General features: G+C 48.9%; 14 protein-coding genes and 5 tRNA genes. 13 read left to right on the forward strand and 6 right to left on the reverse strand.

Annotated elements, in window-relative coordinates; translation table 11 throughout:
* The first annotated feature begins 52 nt into the window (after nucleotides 1-52).
* From NtB2_RS07635 to NtB2_RS07680, 10 genes are all read left to right on the forward strand, one after another.
* A tRNA-Pro gene (locus NtB2_RS07635) sits at nucleotides 53-126 on the forward strand.
* A 30-nt stretch (nucleotides 127-156) separates the two neighbouring features.
* A tRNA-Met gene (locus NtB2_RS07640) sits at nucleotides 157-230 on the forward strand.
* 16 nt (nucleotides 231-246) lie between these two features.
* Nucleotides 247-320: transfer RNA gene (locus NtB2_RS07645), tRNA-Ile, on the forward strand.
* A gap of 16 nt (nucleotides 321-336) precedes the next feature.
* Nucleotides 337-410 (forward strand) — tRNA-Ile (locus NtB2_RS07650).
* 33 nt (nucleotides 411-443) lie between these two features.
* Nucleotides 444-531, forward strand: a tRNA-Ser gene (locus tag NtB2_RS07655).
* A 75-nt stretch (nucleotides 532-606) separates the two neighbouring features.
* Entirely contained in the window at nucleotides 607-2,466 is a 1,860-nt protein-coding gene (gene dnaG, locus NtB2_RS07660) for a DNA primase (protein ID WP_109246363.1), read from the forward strand.
* A gap of 35 nt (nucleotides 2,467-2,501) precedes the next feature.
* Nucleotides 2,502-3,935, forward strand: coding sequence for an RNA polymerase sigma factor RpoD (gene rpoD, locus NtB2_RS07665; protein WP_109246364.1), 1,434 nt, complete (start codon nucleotides 2,502-2,504; stop codon nucleotides 3,933-3,935).
* Nucleotides 3,936-4,244: 309 nt separating this feature from the next.
* A complete protein-coding gene (locus NtB2_RS07670; protein WP_109246365.1) occupies nucleotides 4,245-6,485 on the forward strand; it encodes an ATP-dependent Clp protease ATP-binding subunit in 2,241 nt (746 codons plus the stop codon).
* Nucleotides 6,486-6,568: 83 nt separating this feature from the next.
* Entirely contained in the window at nucleotides 6,569-7,177 is a 609-nt protein-coding gene (locus NtB2_RS07675; RefSeq protein ID WP_225867062.1) for an NADPH-dependent FMN reductase, read from the forward strand.
* A gap of 14 nt (nucleotides 7,178-7,191) precedes the next feature.
* Nucleotides 7,192-8,088 carry an FAD:protein FMN transferase gene (locus NtB2_RS07680; protein ID WP_109246366.1) on the forward strand — a complete coding sequence of 299 codons (897 nt, stop codon included), beginning with the start codon at nucleotides 7,192-7,194 and terminating at the stop codon, nucleotides 8,086-8,088.
* Nucleotides 8,089-8,364: 276 nt separating this feature from the next.
* On the opposite strand, the gene def is transcribed toward NtB2_RS07680, so the two are convergent.
* Nucleotides 8,365-9,006 (reverse strand): peptide deformylase, encoded by a 642-nt coding sequence (gene def, locus NtB2_RS07685; RefSeq protein ID WP_109246367.1) that lies wholly within the window; start codon nucleotides 9,004-9,006, stop codon nucleotides 8,365-8,367.
* Nucleotides 9,007-9,103: 97 nt separating this feature from the next.
* Here def and NtB2_RS07690 point away from each other — a divergent pair, with 97 nt between their 5' ends.
* The 3 genes from NtB2_RS07690 (at nucleotide 9,104) to NtB2_RS08665 (ending at nucleotide 15,806) form a co-directional block, all read left to right on the forward strand.
* On the forward strand, nucleotides 9,104-9,547 hold the full coding sequence (locus tag NtB2_RS07690) for an RNA pyrophosphohydrolase (RefSeq protein ID WP_109246368.1): 444 nt from the start codon (nucleotides 9,104-9,106) through the stop codon (nucleotides 9,545-9,547).
* Nucleotides 9,544-11,532, forward strand: a complete 1,989-nt coding sequence (uvrB, locus tag NtB2_RS07695; protein WP_109246369.1) for an excinuclease ABC subunit UvrB — start codon at nucleotides 9,544-9,546, stop codon at nucleotides 11,530-11,532. The genes NtB2_RS07690 and uvrB overlap by 4 nt, the downstream gene beginning before the upstream one ends.
* Nucleotides 11,533-11,954: 422 nt before the next feature.
* Complete coding sequence (locus NtB2_RS08665; protein ID WP_109246370.1) at nucleotides 11,955-15,806, forward strand: KxYKxGKxW signal peptide domain-containing protein; 3,852 nt, start codon at nucleotides 11,955-11,957, stop codon at nucleotides 15,804-15,806.
* On the opposite strand, the gene NtB2_RS07705 is transcribed toward NtB2_RS08665, so the two are convergent.
* From NtB2_RS07705 to NtB2_RS07725, 5 genes are all read right to left on the reverse strand, one after another.
* Nucleotides 15,775-16,074 (reverse strand): hypothetical protein, encoded by a 300-nt coding sequence (locus NtB2_RS07705; RefSeq protein WP_109246371.1) that lies wholly within the window; start codon nucleotides 16,072-16,074, stop codon nucleotides 15,775-15,777. The two genes, NtB2_RS08665 and NtB2_RS07705, sit on opposite strands and share 32 nt — an antisense overlap.
* 620 nt (nucleotides 16,075-16,694) lie before the next feature.
* On the reverse strand, nucleotides 16,695-17,966 hold the full coding sequence (serS, locus tag NtB2_RS07710; RefSeq protein ID WP_109246372.1) for a serine--tRNA ligase: 1,272 nt from the start codon (nucleotides 17,964-17,966) through the stop codon (nucleotides 16,695-16,697).
* Nucleotides 17,967-18,228: 262 nt separating this feature from the next.
* Nucleotides 18,229-18,573 carry a DUF956 family protein gene (locus tag NtB2_RS07715; RefSeq protein WP_109246373.1) on the reverse strand — a complete coding sequence of 115 codons (345 nt, stop codon included), beginning with the start codon at nucleotides 18,571-18,573 and terminating at the stop codon, nucleotides 18,229-18,231.
* The gene (locus NtB2_RS07720) at nucleotides 18,566-18,964 is read right to left on the reverse strand and encodes a DUF956 family protein (RefSeq protein ID WP_109246374.1); all 399 of its coding nucleotides are present in this window, start codon (nucleotides 18,962-18,964) and stop codon (nucleotides 18,566-18,568) included. The genes NtB2_RS07715 and NtB2_RS07720 overlap by 8 nt, the downstream gene beginning before the upstream one ends.
* A gap of 640 nt (nucleotides 18,965-19,604) precedes the next feature.
* On the reverse strand, nucleotides 19,605-20,717 hold the full coding sequence (locus NtB2_RS07725; RefSeq protein ID WP_109246375.1) for a PTS system mannose/fructose/sorbose family transporter subunit IID: 1,113 nt from the start codon (nucleotides 20,715-20,717) through the stop codon (nucleotides 19,605-19,607).
* Nucleotide 20,718 lies beyond the last annotated feature (1 nt).

The following is a 20,718-nucleotide window of genomic DNA, read 5'->3' on the forward strand; positions in this document are numbered from 1 at the left end:
GAATCCTACCGCTTGCATTACACTTCGGTGTATGCATTACATAAGTATCACCCGGGAAGTAGCTCAGCTTGGTAGAGTACTTGGTTTGGGACCAAGGTGTCGCAGGTTCGAATCCTGTCTTCCCGATTACTTGAGCAATCAAGTAAGTAACAATTTGGCGGTGTAGCTCAGCTGGCTAGAGCGTTCGGTTCATACCCGAGAGGTCGGGGGTTCGATCCCCTTCGCCGCTATTAAAAATTTGTAGCTGGATCTTTAGCTCAACTGGTTAGAGCTCTCGGCTCATAACCGAGCGGTTGCAGGTTCGAGTCCTGCAAGATCCATACGTAAGGTTACATTGGGAGTTTAGCTCAGTTGGTTAGAGCACTGTGTTGATAACGCAGGGGTCCCAGGTTCGAATCCTGGAATTCCCATAAATGCATCCCGCATTTACCTAATTATCTTTTGGGGAGTTACTCAAGAGGCTTAAGAGGACGGTTTGCTAAATCGTTAGGTCGGGAAACCGGCGCGAGGGTTCGAATCCCTTACTCCCCTTTGTTTGAGGTCTATTGAAAAATAGGCCTCTTTTAGGCTTTATAGAGTCCTTCAGTTTGAGAAAGGAGGAATGCCATGTTAAAGACAGATGAAATTGCTGAACTAAAACGTAAAGTCAACATTGTAGATGTGATTTCACAATATGTTGCCCTAAGTAAAAATGGAAAGTCCTATATTGGACTTTGCCCTTTTCATGGTGAAAAAACTCCTTCCTTTAATGTTAATGCCGAAAAAGGCTTCTACCATTGTTTCGGATGTGGTAAATCTGGTGATCATATTAGCTTTCTTCAGGAACACAAGCAAATTGGCTTCCAAGATGCGGTCAAAGAGCTGGCTGAATTTGCAGGTGTTTCCTTATCATTGGGAGAAAAAGAGCAGAAAGAAAATCCCAACGCCCCCCTCTACAACCTGAATAACCAGGCGGCAAGGCTCTACAACATGCTCCTGACTTCGACAGAGCTGGGACAAAAGGCCCAGGCCTATCTTGAAAAACGGGGCATCACAGCTGAAATCATCAAGGCCTTTAATCTGGGCCTGGCTCCTGAAGAGCAGGATTTTATTTATCAAAATCTTTCATCAAAGTTTGATGAGGCAGTTATGGCCAAGTCCGGGCTCTTCCGCTATTCTAACAATCGCACCTTTGATGCCTTTAGCAACCGGATCATGTTTCCCGTGACCAATGAATACGGTCACGTAGTCGCCTTCTCAGGCCGAAAGTGGCAGGAGAATGACGAGAGCCGGGGGAAATATATCAACACCCAGGCCACCGAGATTTATGATAAGTCCTTTGAGCTCTTTCATCTGGACAAGGCAAAGCCTACTATCAGCAAGTCAAAAGAAGTCTATCTGATGGAGGGGCCGATGGATGTCATCGCTGCCTACAAGGCCGGGATTTTCAATGTCGTGGCCACCATGGGGACGGCCCTGACTGAAAAGCATGTCCGCCGGCTCAAAAAGCTTGCGAAAAAATATATTTTGCTTTATGATGGTGACAATGCCGGACAAAATGCGATATATAAGGCACTTGACCTCTTAGGCCAGAAGCAGACTGAGATTGTCCGGATTCCTGAAGGCATGGACCCTGACGAATACGCTAAGAGCTATTCTTATGAAGCCCTGGCCAAGCTGATGACGGAAGGGCGAATCCAGCCTCTGGAGTTTTTGATGGACTATCAAAGGCCGGCCAATCTTAATAACCTGCAGAGCCAGCTGGATTTCTTAGAGGAGATGACGGCTGAAATTGTCAAGCTTCCCTCAATTACCTCGCAGGACCTCTATATCCGCAAGCTCGTCGAGCTGTTGCCTGACTTTGATTATCAGCAGGTCGAGCAGGCGGTTAATCTGAGGCGGGAAAACAATCAGTCGGCCAGCTTTGAGCAAGCGGCGGAGTTTATAGCAGAGGATACTGGCTATCCGATACCAGAGCCACCAATCCCTGACTTTGATCCAGGAGAGCCCTATGCCCCTCGGCCTCAACAACAGCAGGTCCAGGCGAGTCCTCAGATCCCCAGGCGGTCTAGGACTGAGCGGGCTGAAGAGCAACTTCTCAACCGGATGATTTATCAGTCTAAGTTGCTTAAAGATTTTGAAAATGATGAAGACTTCCGTTTTGTCCATAAGCATTATCAAAATTTGTTTGAAAAATTAATCTTAGAGCGGATGACCTTTGAAGATATTGAGCCGAGTCGTTTTGCAGACCAGCTCAAGAACGATGAAGAGCGGAGCCTCTTTTATCAAATCATCAGCTGGGATCTGCCTGAAGAGGCCAGCGACGAAGAAATCCAAGACCTCCTTGCTAGCTTTGCCAAGGAGATGGAGATGGCCAAGTATGAGGCCTTAGAAAACCAGCTGGAAACCGCCAAGAAGGCCGGGAATGCTGAACGTGAGTTTGAATTAACACTTGCATTGATTAATCAGAAGAAAAAACTGTTATAATTTGTATGATGCACCAATCGCCCAGGAGGTAAACATTGGCAGAAACAAAAAAACGTATTAACCAAATTGCTAAAGAAGTAGATGTCGACAATAAAACACTGATCGAAAAGGCACAAGAACTGGGCTTTGAGGTAAAATCTCACTCCAGCTCAATCACAGCTGAGCAAGAGGCTGAGCTCCTCAAGAGCTTGCAGGGCAAGGCTTCAGCTAAGAAAAAAGCCGTCGCTAAAAAGCCAGTAGCTAAGAAGGCTGAAAAGGCTGAAGAAAAGCCTGCTCCAAAGGCTAAGGCTGAAAGTAAGGCCAAGGTCCCTGCCAAGAAGTCAGCAAGCAAGGCCGCCCAAAAGGAAGCGACTGAAGAAAGCTTTGATGTGACAGCCTTTGAAAAGGCCGTCAAAGCCTATATTAAGAAGCGGAAGCCCCTGTCAGAAGCCCTGGATTCTGAGATTGAAGAAGAGCTCGTCTCTAAATTTGGCCTGGAAGCAGAAGCCATAGACGAGCTCCTCCAGCAGATTCAAGACGAAGGCATCTCTATCGTAGACAAAGACGGTAATCCAAGTGAGATGGCCCTCCAGGCCAAGACCGAAGAAGAAGACAAGGTCGATGATGAGGCCATGGAAGAGATTGTCACTAATGTCCGCATCGATGACCCTGTCCGCATGTACCTCAAGGAAATCGGGCGTTATTCATTGATTTCGCTCGATGAAGAAACCAAGCTTGCCGAAGCGATTATCGCTGGCGGTGAGGAAGCAGAGATGGCTAAGCAAATGCTGGCTGAGGCCAACCTGCGTCTGGTGGTTTCAATCGCCAAGCGTTACTCTGGCCGTGGTATGCAGTTCCTTGACCTGATTCAAGAAGGAAACATGGGCTTGATGAAGGCGGTCGATAAGTTTGACCATACCAAAGGCTTCAAGTTCTCAACCTATGCGACCTGGTGGATCCGTCAGGCCATCACACGTGCGATTGCTGACCAAGCCCGTACCATCCGTATTCCGGTCCACATGGTAGAAACCATTAACAAGCTCATCCGGGTCCAACGTCAACTCTTGCAGGACCTGGGGCGTGATCCTTCACCTGAAGAAATCGGCCAAGAGCTTCACATGACACCGGACAAGGTCCGCGAAGTCTTGAAGATTGCTCAAGAACCAGTCTCACTTGAAACACCAATCGGTGAAGAAGATGACAGTCACTTGGGTGACTTCATCGAGGACGATGTGATTGAAAGCCCGGTTGACTACACTAACCGTGTCCTCTTGCGTGAGCAACTCGACGAGGTTATGGACACTTTGACTGACCGTGAAGAAAACGTCCTCCGCATGCGTTTCGGTCTTGATGATGGACGGATGCACACGCTGGAAGATGTCGGCAAACAGTTTAAGGTCACCCGTGAACGGATTCGTCAGATTGAAGCAAAAGCTATTAAGAAACTGCGTCATCCACGTCGGAGCAAGCCTTTGCGTGACTTTATGTAGACAGCTTAGTTCATTTGATCATGTGATTATTGAAATCTCCAGTTTTTGGAGGTTTTTTTGCTGGGGAACTTTAGGGAGAATCGCTGATATACAATAATGCCTTCAATGCTCCCTTCTGTCGCATTACCAGCTCAGAGCATCAGCAATCGGAGCCACTGCTATCTACGGGAGGTTCTTATGCTCATAAAACCCAAATGAAAAGCAAATTATTTGCTAAAATCTTAGAAAATGATTATAATAAATCTTATAAAGGTCAAAATTGGTCAAAGTGCCATCTGGCCATTTTAGATGCTTAAAAGGAGGACAGCTATGCTTTGCCAAAACTGTAATATTAATGAAGCGACCATCCATCTCTATACCAGTGTGAATGGTCAAAAGAAACAAACCGACCTCTGTCAAAATTGCTACCAAATCATGAAGTCTGGCGGGGAAGAAGGCCTCTTTAACGGCTCCAACCAGTCTGAAGACCCATACAACCCATTCCCAGACATCTTTAATGCCCTGCATGGCAACGACAGGGCCCAAGGCCAGACCCCGCCAACACAGGCTGGCGGTCGTGGCCCTGCTGGACCTCGCAATCCAAGGGCTAAGAAGAACCAAGGCCTCCTCGAAGAATTTGGCATCAATATCACTGATGCTGCCCGTCGTGGCGAGATTGACCCCGTCATTGGGCGTGATGAAGAAATCAAGCGGGTCATCGAAATCCTCAACCGCCGGACCAAGAACAATCCTGTCCTCATCGGCGAGCCAGGTGTAGGGAAGACCGCTGTCGTCGAAGGCCTCGCCCAAAAAATCGTCGATGGCGATGTCCCTCAAAAGCTTGCCAGCAAGCAGGTCATCCGCCTTGATGTGGTCTCACTGGTCCAAGGGACAGGTATCCGTGGCCAGTTTGAAGAGCGGATGAAGAAGCTCATGGATGAAATCAAGAGCCGTAATGACGTAATTCTCTTCATTGACGAAATCCATGAAATCGTCGGAGCCGGCTCTGCAGGCGATGGCAATATGGATGCCGGCAATATCCTCAAGCCAGCCCTGGCTCGTGGTGAGCTCCAGCTAGTCGGTGCGACCACCCTCAACGAATACCGCATCATCGAAAAAGACGCCGCCTTAGAGCGCCGGATGCAACCTGTTACCGTCGCTGAGCCTTCTATCGAAGAGACGCTGACGATCCTCAAGGGCATCCAAAAACGCTACGAGGACTACCACCATGTCCACTATAGCGATGCGGCGATTGAAGCGGCCGTCTACCTCTCAAACCGCTATATCCAGGACCGCTTCCTACCAGACAAGGCAATTGACCTGCTCGATGAATCCGGCTCTAAGAAGAACCTGACATTGAAATTTGTCGACCCAGAAGACCTCAAAAACCGCATTGCTGATGCCGAAGAGCAAAAGAATGAAGCCATGCGGACTGAGGATTTTGAAAAGGCGGCTCATTTCCGTGACCAGATTTCTAAGCTCAAGGAACTGGCGACACATGAGGTCTCTGACGACGATGTACCGATTATCATGGAAGAAGATATTGAGCAGATTGTCGAGCAGAAGACTCATATCCCTGTCGGCGACCTCAAGGAAAAAGAGCAGGCTCAGCTGATTAACCTGGAGTCTGACCTTAAGTCCCATGTCATCGGCCAAGATGAAGCCATTGAGAAGATCTCTAAGGCTGTTCGTCGTAGTCGTGTCGGCCTTGGCAAGCCCAACCGGCCGATTGGTAGCTTCCTCTTTGTCGGCCCGACCGGTGTCGGCAAGACCGAGCTGGCTAAGCAGTTGGCCATCGAGCTCTTCGGTTCGCAGGATTCGATGATTCGCTTTGACATGAGTGAATACATGGAAAAACACAGTGTGGCCAAGCTCATTGGTGCCCCTCCAGGATATGTCGGCTATGAAGAAGCTGGCCAGCTGACCGAACGGGTCCGCCGGAATCCTTATAGTCTGATTCTTTTAGATGAGGTCGAAAAGGCCCACCCAGACGTCATGCACATGTTCCTGCAAATCCTGGACGACGGCCGTCTGACCGATGCCCAGGGCCGGACTGTCAGCTTCAAGGACACCATCATTATCATGACTTCTAATGCTGGTACCGGCAAAGTCGAGGCCAATGTTGGCTTTGGTGCCGCCCGTGAAGGCCGGACCAACTCAGTCCTTGGCGAGTTGGACAACTTCTTTAGCCCTGAGTTCATGAACCGCTTTGACGGGATCATTGAGTTCAAGGCCCTGAGCAAGGAAAACCTCCTCCAGATTGTCGATCTGATGATTGATGAGGTCAACCAACAAATTGCCCGCAATGACATCCATCTGGAAGTGACCCCAGAGGTCAAAGAAGAACTCGTCGAGCTCGGCTATGACCCTAAGATGGGGGCTCGACCTCTACGTCGGACCATCCAGGACCATATTGAAGATGCCATCGCAGACTTCTATATCGAGCATCCTGAGTACAAGGACCTGACGGCTGACCTGATTGACGGCAAGATTGTGATTTCAAACCATAAAGAAGTCAATGAAAACAAGCAGTCTGAAGCTGTTTCCGCAGATGGAGATACTGCTAAATAAGAATAAAAAGGCCTGAATGACAGGCCTTTTTTATAAAGCCAGATTCTTTGTGAAGACTGGCTCTTTAAGGTAAAATAGAAGCTATGGAAAATAAGAAGATGAAGCTCCTTGGCCTGGTCGGGACCAATGCCAATTTTAGTTATAACCGCAAGCTCCTCTGGTTTATGAAGGACCTGTTTCCATTTGTGGAAATTGAGATTTTAGAGATTGCAGGCCTCCCTCTCTTTTCAGAAGACGAGCCAGAGCTTCCAGCCGGGATTTCAGCCATGACAGAGCAACTGATGGGGGCTGACGGCCTCATCATTGCCACACCAGAATATGACCACGCTGTTCCTGCAGCCCTCAAGAGTGTCCTCGAGTGGCTCTCCTGGGAGTCAAGTCATCCGCTGAAAGAACTGCCCATCATGATTGTAGGGGCTTCTCTTGGAAAGCTCGGCACAGTCTACGCCCAGGAAAATCTCCGGACGATTTTGCAGTCACCAGGCCTTGAGGCCATGGTCATGCCGGGCCACCAGTTCATGTTATCTGAGGCCAAGACAGCCTTTGATGCCAATGGTAATCTTGTTGATGCCAAGACCATTAAATTTTTAGAAAGCTCTTTTGGAGCCTTTGTTGACTTTGTCAGTGTCATGGGTCCAGTCCGCCAAGAACTACTCAGCCTGGATGCCCTGGCTGGAGCTTCTGAGGAATAGGAACAGGAATAGGAATGAAGAAGCTTACGAGAGCTTTTCGGGCTTTGGGGACCAATGTCCGCCTGACGATATATAAGGAGAGGCCTGAGCTCTTGCTGGAAGCTGAGCAGTTGATTGAGCATTATGAGGGCCTATTTAGTCTGCATCGGGAGGATTCTGAAGTCTGTAAAATCAATCGGGAGGCTGGAGTTCAGCCTGTCAAGGTCAGTACAGCAACCTTTGAGCTTATAGAATATGGCCTTGTAGCAACGAAGAGAGAGCTTGGCTTCAGCATCTTAATTGGCCCGCTGAGTCAGCTCTGGCGGATAGGCTTTGAGGATGCTCGACGGCCGAGTGATGAGGAAATCCGAGCGCTTCTTCCTTTGATGAATCCGGATGAAGTCGAGCTTGATTCGGCTGAGCAGACCGTTTTCCTCAAGCAGAAGGGCATGCAGGTGGACTTGGGCGGGATTGCCAAGGGCTATATTGCTGACCGGGTCGCTGACTTTTTTCAGGCTGAGGGCTTGGAGCAGGCTGTGGTCAATCTTGGGGCAAGTAGTATTCGCTTTATTGGCGAGAGTCCGGAGCATGGTGATGGCCTTTGGAGAGTTGGGATTAAGCATCCGCTTTTGGGGGCTGGTCGGCCTGTCAAGATTGTGAAGACTGGGGCGGGGGCTGTGACGACGACTGGCGTTACCAATCGGAAGTTATTAACAGATGGTGCAGTTTACCATCATCTCTTGGATCCAAAAACTGGATTTCCGATGAGAACAAATGTATTGACTGCTACAGTGTTAACCTCCTGTGCTTTAGACGGAGAAGTAAGAGCCAAACAACCATTAATAAACAAAGATTTTCTTGATTGTAAAAAGCTAATTATAAAGTCTGAAAATGGTAGCTTAATAATTAATAATACAAGAAACTTTAATTAGGCCCAGCATAAGCCCCCCTATAATCAAGCTAAGGCAGAAGAAGCCAGCTACGCCATCCAGCTTTGAGCCTTGGAATAGCATTTACGATTTTCCTTGTTCTTGATGCTTTGGGTAGGCTAGCAATTCGCTTAGCCATCGCCTACAGCATAAAGAAAAGCGTTGACTCCCGTCAACGCTAACCAAAGTTAGTACTCGACCTAGGGCGACCTGTAGCAGCAGGTCGCTTTTATGCTTTCATTATACCAAATCAATCCCTCTTGTCAAGTGTCTTTTCTCCTATTTGATAACGAGCATACCATCCTGGATGGCCCAAGGATTTTCAGCATTGATATGGTCATAGAACATCACACCATTGGTATGGTCAATCTCGTGTTGGACACACATTGACTCGAAGCCCTTGAGGCGGATTTTTTTCTTTTCGCCGTTCTTGTCTTGGTATTCGACGGTCACACGGGCATGGCGGACGACAAAGCCAGGGATTTCACGGTCGACGGAGAGACAGCCTTCGCCGACTTCGAGGGCGGCATCTTGGACAGAGTGGCTGACTACCTTAGCATTATACATGATTTCCTGCATCTTGTAGGCTTCGGCAGGGGCGACTTCATTGCCTTCTTCGTCAACTTCTGGGTCATTTGGGACCAGGACGGCGATGACCCGCTTGGTCAGGCCCAGCTGGTTGGCGGCGAGGCCGACACCACCACGGAGGCCGAGTTTTTCAGCCATGACAGGGTCTTGTGAGTTTCTCAGAAACTCCATCATCTTTTCACCCAGGATAATGTCCTCTTGGCTGAGCGGAAAGTCGACTTCAGTCGCGACCTCACGCAGGGTCGGGTAGCCTTCACGGACGATGTCATTCATGTCGATCAAATGGGCAGCGGCGGTCAATTTCGCCTGGATTTCTTGTTCTGTTGCGGTCATGATTTCTCCCTCTAAAAACTGGTCAATATAAGTTAATTATAGCATACTTTAGGCCTTAAAAATGGTAAAATTGAACTATAACTTTTAAGGAGCAGGCATGTCGGACTATAGGCAAAATGTGGCGGCTATCGTCATCAATCAAGAAGGTAAAATCTGGGTCGGCGAGCGGATTGACCGGATGGCCTGGGGCTTTCCTCAGGGTGGCATTGATGAGGGCGAAAGCTCCGAAGCAGCCTTGAAGCGGGAGCTCATGGAGGAGCTTTCGACCAGCGACTTTGACTTCATCGCCCGTTATCCAGAAAAGCTCCGCTATGATTTTCCTCCAGATTTGGAATTTTCGACATGGACCTTCAAGGGCCAAGAGCAGGACTGGTATCTGGTCAAACTCAGGCCTGGCGCCAAGCTCGACATATCCAAGCATGATGAGGAGTTTGCCCAGTATCTCTGGTGCGACCTGGCAGAGCTGGATTACAGCCAGTTTGGCTTCAAGGCAGGATTATACAGAACAGTGCTCGATTACTTTAAGGATAAGATAAAATGATAGAACGCATCACAGACAATAAATTTGACCTGGTCTCAAAATATGAGCCAGCCGGAGACCAGCCCCAGGCAATTGCAGAGCTGGTCGACGGTATTGAAAATGGCGAAAAGGCCCAGATTTTGATGGGTGCGACCGGGACAGGGAAGACCTATACCATGAGTCAGGTCATCGCCCGCACCGGCAAGCCGACTCTGGTCATGGCCCACAATAAGACACTGGCCGGCCAGCTTTATAGTGAGTTTAAGGAGTTCTTTCCCAATAATGCGGTCGAATACTTCGTTTCTTACTATGACTACTACCAGCCAGAGGCCTATGTGCCAAGCTCTGACACCTATATCGAAAAAGATAGTTCGGTCAATGATGAAATTGACAAACTTCGCCACTCAGCGACCAGCTCCTTACTTGAGCGAAACGACGTGATTGTCGTGGCCTCTGTCTCTTGTATTTACGGTTTGGGTTCGCCCAAGGAATACCAGGATAGCGTAGTTTCACTCCGTCCTGGCCAGGAAATCAGTCGTGATCAGCTTTTGAACGACCTGGTCAATATCCAGTTTGAGCGCAATGACATTGACTTTCAGCGGGGGCGTTTTCGTGTGCGTGGCGACGTGGTTGAGGTCTTTCCGGCCTCTCGGGATGAGCATGCCTTCAGAGTCGAGTTCTTCGGCGATGAGATTGACCGGATTCGTGAAATTGAAGTCCTGACAGGGCAAGTGATTGCAGATGTTGACCATATCGCGATTTTCCCTGCCACCCACTTCATGACCAATGACGAGCGGATGGAAGAATCGATTGCCAAGATTGAAGCAGAGCTTGAGGTTCAGCTCAAGAAATTCCGTGATGAAGGCAAGCTCCTTGAAGCTCAACGCCTGGAACAACGCACCAACTATGACATCGAGATGCTCCGCGAGATGGGTTACTGTAATGGGGTAGAAAACTATTCTCGGCACATGGATGGCCGTAGCGAAGGCGAGCCACCCTTTACCCTCCTTGACTTCTTCCCTGATGACTTCCTCATCATGATTGATGAGTCCCACATGACCATGGGCCAAATCAAGGGCATGTATAATGGCGACCGGGCCCGTAAAGACATGCTGGTCAACTACGGCTTCCGCCTGCCTTCAGCCCTGGATAATCGGCCTCTGAAGCGGGAAGAATTTGAGGAACATGTCCATCAGATTGTCTACGTCTCTGCCACGCCGGGCGACTACGAGCAGGAGCAGACGGAGACAGTTGTTGAGCAAATCATCCGGCCGACCGGCCTCCTTGACCCTGTCGTTGAAGTCCGGCCAATGATGGGGCAAATCGATGACCTCTTAGGTGAAATCAACGAGCGGATTGAAAAGAACGAGCGGGTCTTTGTGACCACGCTGACCAAGAAGATGGCAGAAGACCTGACCGACTATTTCAAGGGCATGGGCGTGAAGGTCAAATATATGCACTCAGACATCAAGACCTTGGAGCGGACGGAGATTATCCGCGACCTCCGCCTGGGTGTCTTTGACGTCCTGGTCGGAATTAACCTTCTTCGTGAAGGGATTGACGTGCCAGAAGTCTCGCTGGTTGCCATTCTCGATGCGGATAAGGAAGGCTTCTTGCGCAATGAACGTGGCCTGATTCAGACCATCGGACGTGCCGCCCGGAACTCAGAGGGAAAGGTCATTATGTATGGTGACAATATGACCGAGTCCATGCGAAAGGCAATCGACGAGACCGCCCGCCGGCGTGAAATCCAGATGGCTTACAATGAAGCCCACGGCATTGTGCCTCAGACCATCAAGAAGGAAATCCGTGACTTGATTGCCATTACCAAGAAGACGGAAAATGGCGAGGTCGAAGAAATCCATGCCGAAGCCATGACCAAGAAAGAACGCAAGGCCCTCGTCGCCAAGCTCGAGAAGGAGATGCAGGAGGCTGCGGCTTCGCTCGACTTCGAGGCTGCGGCCCAGTTGCGGGACATGGTGTTGGAGATTCGGGCTTTAGATTAGGAGATGAGTCCCTTTTGGGGCTTTTTTCTTTTGTAAAAATTGTTGGCATTTTGTGATTTTAAGCGCTGGGTTGAGGAGGGATTTGGTATTTTTACCAAAAATAAAGGATGGAGGGTAACCCTCTTAAAATCCCTTTCTAACAGCCTTTCTAGCTCTTTCGATACTTTTATCATCCTGACCCATAAATCTAAAATTGAAGCCAGATGAGAGAAAAAACTTCTCCTACATAGAGACGAACATCCGAAAATCTCAAACCCGCCATCCAAAAACCGTTCCAAATAGAGAACCCTAAAAATTTCCGTTAAATTTCCTACAAATCCTGAAAAGCTAATGATTTCATCAATATTTCATCAGTTAACACTTTTGTTGCCTCTTTATCTTAGATAGAATTAAATGAAAATTAATCTATTAAGGAGGGTTTAATGTCTAAGAAAACGGTCAATAGACATGAAGAAATCAAGCTACACTACCGGATGTATAAGCGCAAGAAAGGTTGGCTCTATGCGGCGATTGGGACGGTCTCTGGCGTTCTTGGCGGAGTGTTAGTCGAGGCGGCGATTGAGGTCTCGGCAGAGGAGACCATGGGGATGAAGGACGGTCTGGATAGGATTCCAGCCAGTTCGGAGCTTGCAAGGACGAGGCTTTCGGGGACATCTGCCGGCCTGATCGCCCCTGGCGACAAGCTGGACACGGGAAATCACAAGCTCGACAATCTCCAGCTGGGGACGGCAACCAACTATCGCCTCTTTGGAAACAACGACCTCACAACCTTCAACAACATGATTCGCCTGGTTCAAAATAAGACCAATCAGATCGGAATTGGTCTGCCACCCGCTGCCCTTGACACGCGTGAGAGTTTTTCAATCTCGGCCAATCTGGTCATCGCCGGCAATGATAACTGGCACCGGGGTGACTTTCTAGGCCTGGTCTTTACGGGTGTCTCTGAAGAAGACTTTCTCAATGGGGCCAGCTCTAGAAATTCCTATCATCTGGGGATTCAGGGCCTGCCCAACAGCTATTTTATCGGGCGTGACCTCTGGTATCATGATGCGCTCAACCACGGCCCTGCAGTTGACGGCAATGAGGCAAAATATAAGCCCAGCGAAGAGATGGTCATCCGTAAGACAGACAGCTCGGGCAATCTGGTCTACGCTGACTATGACAGCCAAAACCAGCTCGATACCACAAACGGTCAGGCCTGGCAGTCAGCGAGTGATTTTACCTATACCAACGGTGTTGCCAGCACGGGAAAGGGAGCCAATCAGCCCTACACCGTAAGATGGACACCGACGACGGTTAACGCAGATAACACGGTCACAGGGACCATGAGCTTCAACTTGATTGCTAGCACAACCATGAATGGCAAGAATCCTGTCAATGGAGGGCCTAGCGGGATGACCATCCAGACGGTGATGACCTTGCCTGTCTCGACCCGCTATGCCTGGATGGGCGGGGTCGGCGACCTAAATCCTGGCTGGCTCAGCGTCCAGATGGACCCGACAAAGCCGGGGACAGGGAGTCGGGCCATGGCTCCGGTCCAGGTCAACTTTGTCAACAGCAAGACAGGAAAGCCTCTGGCCGGACATCCGCCGGCCAGTATCATGGCCAATGTCGGTGACAAGGTCCGGGTCTCAGACCTAAGCAGTCGGTCGACCCGCTCGGCCGATATGTCCACGACCTATAACTACACAGCCATCCAGGCCCTCGATGCTAATCTGACCTATAAGTCAGACCAGCCGGACAACACGATTACGGTCCAGGATGCGACGGCCTCAAATGCTAGTCCCAACGTGATTAACGTCCAATATGAGAGCTCAGAAGAAGAGGCCAGTCTCAGCTATAGCTGGGCTTCGGACACACCGGGTTATAATTCAAATCCTGGTCAGCTCCAGGGCAGCCTGCCTGATGCTGAAAGCTTCAGCGGGAATGTTGGGGTTATTCCTGGATTTACAGGGGCGGGCCTGCCTGCAGGTTACTCTATTCAGTCAGTGACGGGTCCTGACGGCAAGTCTTATGCCAGCCTTGCTGAGGCCGAGTCTGCCAATCCCATCAATAAGACAGGCAATGCCTTTCAGGCGGTCCTGACTGCTGACGCGGCGACCATCTCGCTGACGACCAGCCTGCTGGGCTCTGTCCCAGTGGAGAAAAGCTTTAACCAGCCGGTGGGGAGTCCGATTGATGTTGGAAATTGGGCCGACAGCTACACTGACGCACAGGGGATCGTCTGGAACTCCGTGGTCAACGTGACTTCGGCAGATGGGACAGTGACGACTTTTGGCGATGCTGGGAAGTCTTCAGGGATGACGACTTATTCAGGTTATTATCAGGCGGGGACCATGCAGATCGATGTCGGCTATGTGATGAGTCAGCCGAGCTCGCTGTCGCTTTCTGAGAGTCAGTCTCGGTCAGAATCTATGTCAGAGCTGGTCTCGCAGTCGCTGAGTAGCTCGACCAGTCTTTCTTTGTCGGCCTCGATGAGTGGTTCGGTTTCAGCTCAGCTTTCGGAGGAGGTCTCGTTGTCTGAGTCTGCTAGCCTGTCGACGAGTCTCTCTACTTCCCTGTCGAATTCTAGCTCGCTCTCTGTCTGGGCTTCTGAGTCATTGAGTTCTTCGCTTTCAAATTCAGAGTCGGAAGTCGCTTCGGCTTCAAATTCAGTCAGCCTGTCGAGCAGTTTATCGGCTGAGGATTCACGAGAGGCTTCGCTGTCACATTCTGTGAGCTTGTCTTTGAGTCAGTCAGAGTCGATTTCTGGAAGTGTATCGGGGTCGGCGAGTTTGTCGAGCTCGATGAGCTTGTCATTGTCGCTGTCCGATTCGCAAAGGTTGTCAGACCAGCTTTCTATTTCAAATTCTCAGTCTACTTTACTTTCTGAGTCTTTGTCAGCCTCGAGTTCGACTAGCCTATCCACTTCGATATCAGATTCTAGCTCTATCCAGGCTTCTCAATCGCTGAGTGCATCGCTCTCCGCATCTGATTCTAAGGAGGCTTCAGAATCCAGTTCGCTTTCAACAAGTATTTCAGAGTCAAGTTCTCTCTCAGAAAGTGCTTCGGAGTTGCTGTCTCAATCACGAAGCTTGTCAGAACAGCTATCAGCCTCACTTTCAACATCAAGCTCGACCAGTCTATCACTTTCACTATCCCATTCAAACTCGACATCGGAAGAAGTTTCCTTGAGTCAATCACTCTCTAGCTCAGTTTCGGAATCAAGGTCTATCAGTGGCTCAGTTAGTGAGTCCGAATCAATCTCAAACTCTATTTCAGTCTCAGAGTCCATATCTGAGAGCACATCTCTGAGCGCTTCTCATTCAAATTATCTGTCAACCTCACTATCAACCTCACTATCAGCGTCAAGTTCAACGAGCTTATCGATTTCACTGTCAGATTCTAATTCAGCACGAGTTTCTCAGTCATTGAGCGAGTCTTTGTCTAGGTCGGAATCTAAGGAGACGAGTGAGCAAGCTTCAATCTCAGCGTCAAATTCTCTTTCTGAAAGTGCTTCAGAGTTGCTATCTCAATCGCAAAGTTTGTCAGAGCAATTTTCTAGCTCAAATTCTTTGTCTGACTCAGTCTCCCAGTCGACTTCGCTTTCAGAATCGCAGAGCTTGTCAGAAGAGCTATCAGTTTCGGCTTCAGGCTCACTTTCAACGTCAAGTTCGACCAGTCTATCCTTGTCCGATTCTAGCTCTACAGAGGCTTCTCAATCATTGAGTGAATCAGTCTCCTTGTCGGAAGAAGTTTCCCTGAGCCAATCAAGCTCTAGCTCAGTTGCTGAGTCAGAGTCGACAAGTGGTTCGCTGAGCGAATTCCTGTCGAGTTCCATAGCAGTCTCTGAGTCCTTATCTATGAGCACATCTCTGAGTGACTCTCATTCAACTTCAGTGTCTGCCAGCCGTTCTTTGAGCCTTTCAATATCAACATCGCTTTCTAGCTCAGCGTCTCAATCGGCCTCATTTTCAGAATTGATGTCTGGCTCGAGCTCTCTATCTAATTCGCTTTCATCAAGCCTATCTCTATCTCTTTCAGATTCTATGCAGACGTCCCAATCATTGAGCGATTCGCTTTCCTTGTCGGAAGCAGTTTCTCTGAGTCAGTCAGCTTCAAAATCAGTTTCAGAGTCAGAATCAGTGAGCCGTTCAGTCAGTGATTTAGAATCACAATCTAGCTCTATTTCGGAATCTGAATCAGCGAGTGCTTCAATCAGTGAGACGTTTTCAATTTCGGGCTCAGTCTCGGAGTCTCTCTCTAGGAGCCTATCTCTAGGAGCCTATCTTTGAGTAGCTCAATCTCAACATCAGAGTCGACAAGTAACGCCAACTCCCTAAGCGACTCTGAATCGCTGAGTCGGTCTTTGAGCGCTTCTGATTCAATGTCAAGCTCCCTATCTGTGTCAGAGTCGATAAGTGGCTCGCTGAGTGTTTCAATAGCAAATTCTAGTTCGCTCTCAAGCTCTCTATCAACGAGTATATCGCTAAGCGATGTGCTTTCAGCCTCTGGTTTACTATCAGAATCCCTCTCCCATTCCCTCAGCCTCTCAGCCAGCAACTCTCAGAAGTCCTCTCAGTCCCTTTTCGAGAGTCTATCTCTGAGTCAGTCGGCCTCCATTTCCCTGAGCAGTTCCAGCTCACATCAGGGCTCCCTATCTATCTCACATTCTAACAGTCCAAGCCTCTCCCTTAGCCAATCACAAAGCCTGTCCTGGAAGAGCGACAGCACTGACAGCACCTCCCTCTCCAACAGCAATAGGAACAGCCCTCCAGTCATCAAGGCAACAAGCAGCCCACAAGCTCCACAGGCCAGCCAAGGTCTCCCAGCCAGAGTTCAAACGCTAGCAACTCCGATGCTACAAGCCAGCCCAAGCCAGCCCCCTCAAGCCCCAGTAAACTCCCAAGCAGACCCACAAGAAAAAGCCAAGCAGTCCCTCCAAAGCAAAAGGCCAAGCAGCCAAGTTAGTCAAAAATACCAGGCCAAAACCAATAGCTTTATCCGCTTCATAAAACATTACCTAGTTGCCCTAGCGACAAGCCTCCTTGCCCTTCTCCTCATCCTCTTCGCTCTCCTAAAAAGAAGAAAGAAGCAGGCATAAGAAGGCTAGGCTAACAGAAAAAGCCGTCCCCTTATTATCGGGACGGCTTTTTTATTTGCAGTATGGGCCTGACAACAACTTATTTAATCACTTCAAGGCCACCCATATAAGGACGGAGGACTTCAGGCACTGTGATAGAGCCATCTTCATTCTGGTAGTTTTCAAGAATGGCTGCGACGGTACGGCCGACGGCAAGGCCTGAGCCATTCAGTGTGTGCAGAAGATTGACCTTGCCATCTTCGTCACGGTAGCGGATTTGAGCACGGCGGGCCTGGAAGTCTTCACAGTTTGAGCATGAAGAGATTTCCCGATAGGTGTTTTGAGCTGGAATCCAGACTTCGAGGTCATAGGTCTTAGCAGCGGAGAAGCCCATGTCGCCCGTACAAAGTGTGATGACACGGTAGGCCAGGCCGAGTTTTTGAAGAATATTTTCAGCGTTTTCGACCATCTTTTCAAGCTCATCATAAGAATTTTCAGGCTTAGAGAACTTGACCATTTCAACCTTGTGGAACTGGTGGAGACGGATCAAACCACGGGTGTCACGGCCTGCAGAACCAGCTTCAGAGCGGAATGATGGAGACATGGCTGTGAAGTAAACGGGCAGTTCCTTGTTGTCCAAAATCTCATCTCGGTAGTAGTTGGTCAGAGGCACTTCAGCCGTAGGAATCAAGACGAAGCCACGGTCATCCTTGAGCTCAAAAGTATCTTCCTTGAACTTAGGATATTGGCCGGTCCCAAACATAGAGTCCTGGTTGACCATGTAAGGCGGAATCATCTCTGTATAGCCTTCTTTGGCATGCTCATCGAGCATGAAGTTGTAGATGGCACGCTCTAAGCGGGCTCCAGCACCACGATAGAAGAGGAAGCGGGAACCTGTGACCTTACCACCACGCTCCCAGTCGAGGATACCCAGGTCTTCGCCCAGGTCCCAGTGGGCCTTTGGTTCAAAGCTAAATTCAGGTGCAGTACCCCAACGGCGGACTTCGACGTTTTCATCTTCATCAGCCCCGACAGGAACAGAGTCGTGGGGGAGATTAGGCAGGGTTGTAGTGTAGGTAGTGAGTTTTTCTTCGATGTCAGCGAGCTCAGCATCGATTGTTTTGACCTCTGCAGAGACCTTCTGCATGGCTGTAATCTTTTCAGAGGCATCGCCCTTATCACGTTTAATTTGTGAGATTTCATCAGAAACAGTATTGCGTTCTTTTTTGAGCTCTTCAGATTTGACGATGAGTTCACGACGTTTGATGTCGAGGTCACGCAGTTCTGCGAGGGTCTCTTCTTTGACACCACGGTTGGCAAGCTTTGCTGCCACGCCGTCAAAGTCTGAGCGAATTTTTTTAATGTCGAGCATAGATTGGTTCTCCTTAGTTTTTTATAAAATAAAAGAACCGCAGTCTCTCCCTGTATTAACAGGGCGACAACCGCGGTTCCACCTATTTTTCTTTCTCAATCAGCGTAAGGTGCTGGGCCCTTCTTATTTTCATAAGAATGTCTAAAGAATAGAAGAAAGAGTCCAGCCTTGCCCGGTCTCAGCAGCTCGGGCTCTCTGTGAAAGCTTTGATGACGGTTTCATTTTCTTACTTTATTTTAGCAGGTTTTTGGGGGCTTGTCAATTATGACTTGAAGGGATTGGTAAAAACATTGAGCAGGCTCTTGGCCTTCGTGAATTTCTGAGTGCCGACCTGCTGTCCAATGATCTTCAAGAGCTGTGGAGCTTCATCTGACGAGAACTTGAGGAAGCTTTTCTCCGTTGTAATAGAGAATTGCTTACCGATTTTCTTAGTTGCTGACAGCTTTATTTCGACCTGAAGGACATCAGCCCAAAGCAGGCTAATATCAGAGCCAAGACGCTTGTTCTTATAAGAAAAAGTCAGGCCCTCGTCAGTCAGATGAATGATGCCGTTCTCAACCGTGCCGAGGTAAATCTGCCCCTTGGCTTCTTTTAGTAAATTAGACATCGAGCTTATCCTTTTTATTAAAGAGGGCGATAAAGTTGCCAGGGATGTTCTTGACGCCACCAATGAAGGTTTGAGATCTTACGACCTTCTCATCGCCCAAGTGCTCTCGGGCAACCTTTAAGACCTTGCCGGCTTCCTTACTTGAGAAGCGGACCTTAGACTTATTCTGAAGAACAATCGTAAAATTACGACCGATTTTCTTCTTGCGAATGACCCGGCCCTCAAGGGCACCGATGCTCTCCCAGGGGAAGGTCATGTTATCAGCGACGTTTCGATCAGAGAAAAACTCAATCCCTCGGTCACCAAGCATCAGCTTGCCATATTTTGGCAGGCCCAGATATGAAATAGCTTCGCTGACCAAGTCAGCCCTTGTATTAATTGATTGTACCATAGCTACCATTATAGCATAAAAACCCTTACATACCAAATGTCCTGCGGACGGCTGATCCCTTATCGGGGTTGGGGATGTTTCTAGTAGTGGGTGCTCGCGGAACTAGCTTCGAGTGTCGCTAAGCCCTGCTTAGCCAATAACCTCACATCTTCGATATTAGGTCAGGCTGTCCCGGAAGTCTAAGTGCTAAAGCACTAAGACCCTCGGGCAGTCTCGCTTACGCGAGCCGTCGCATGGCAAACCAACGCTACTTGCGGATTTCCGCTCCGCGGATTACACGACAGCAGAGCTGTCGGTAATCCCACTACTAGAAAATCCCCTGAGTTTAGAGCTTCGCTCCCGGCTTCGCCGGACCGCTTTGCGGGTTTGGCTTTGCCAAACGGCCGAAGGCCAAGCCAAAAGGGGATTTTCTAATAATGGAAACATCGACAGCTTTGCTGTCGTATGTTTCGCACAGGGGAGATCCGCAAGTACTATTTCTTAGTGGCTCAACGGCTCGCGTAAGCGAGACTAAGAGACACTTAGAAATAGTCGCAGCTAGCTCCCCGAGCACTCCATTATTTGAAACATCCCCAAACCCGAAGGGCCAGCCGACAGCAAGTCACAAAAAAATCCAGCCGAAGCTGGACTCTTAAATGAATTATGCAAGACCTGCGATGTGAAGGAGAATACCCAACACGAAGAGTCCGATGATAATTACGAGTGGAGCGTTACGGTTCTTCCATTTACGCAAGATCCAGAGAATGATGAAGGTCAGGATCAAGGCAACGAAACCAGGAATCAATGAGTTGAATACGTCAGTCAATGATTGTTGTTTGAAGGTGTTCAAACCAAGTGATGACGCATTGCCAAGGATTGATGAAAGTGTAGAACCATCGATGTTCAAGTTACCAAGGTTTGCAACAGAAACGTAGTTTACGATATCGTGCGTCCCTTTAACGACGTGAACGAGTTGTCCGCCAACTGTTTCTTGTACAATATTAGCAGCGTCAATGATTTTTGAACCATGACCAGCCATGTAGACAGGTGCAGAAGCTGTGTAATCAGCAGCGTGTTGAGCATGAGTGACCCAAGCACCGTTGAAGGCACCATCAGCCAATGGTTGTTTTGGAAGCATTGCGTTAGGACCAGTGAAGCTGATGTTAACCCAACGTTCGATCAAGACACCAAGGATGAACATACCAAGGATTGATGCACCCTTAGTAACCTTTTGAAGGAGACCGCCGCCCAAGTCTTGAGTGATGGCAGTACCTTGTTTGTAACCAAATTCTTGTGTGAACCAGAGGAAGGCGATACGGATAGCATTCCAAAGGACGAAGAAGAGGATAGGACCAACGATTGAGCCAGTCAATGCGAGTGACGCACCGAGGGCACCAATGATAGGACGGAGTGTGAACCAGAAGACTGGGTCACCAACACCGGCGAGGGGTCCCATCATACCAACCTTCACACCTTGAATTGCTGCGTCGTCGACATCGACACCGTTTGCTTTTTCTTCTTCAAGGGCGAGTGTTACACCAAGGATAGGTGCAGCTGGGTATGGGTGAGTATTAAAGAATTCCATGTGGCGTTTCAAAGCTTCTTTTGCTTCTTCAGAGCCAGCTGGGTAGAATTTCTTAAGTGCAGGAACCAAGGCATACAAGAAACCAAGGTTTTGCATACGTTCGTAGTTCCATGAACCTTGCAAGAACATTGAACGCATCATAACGCTAAAACGTTCTTTTTTAGAAAGGCTAAATTTTTTGTTTTCCATT

This window comes from Lactococcus termiticola (assembly GCF_003116835.1).
GTDB classification, from domain to species: Bacteria; Bacillota; Bacilli; order Lactobacillales; family Streptococcaceae; genus Lactococcus; species Lactococcus termiticola.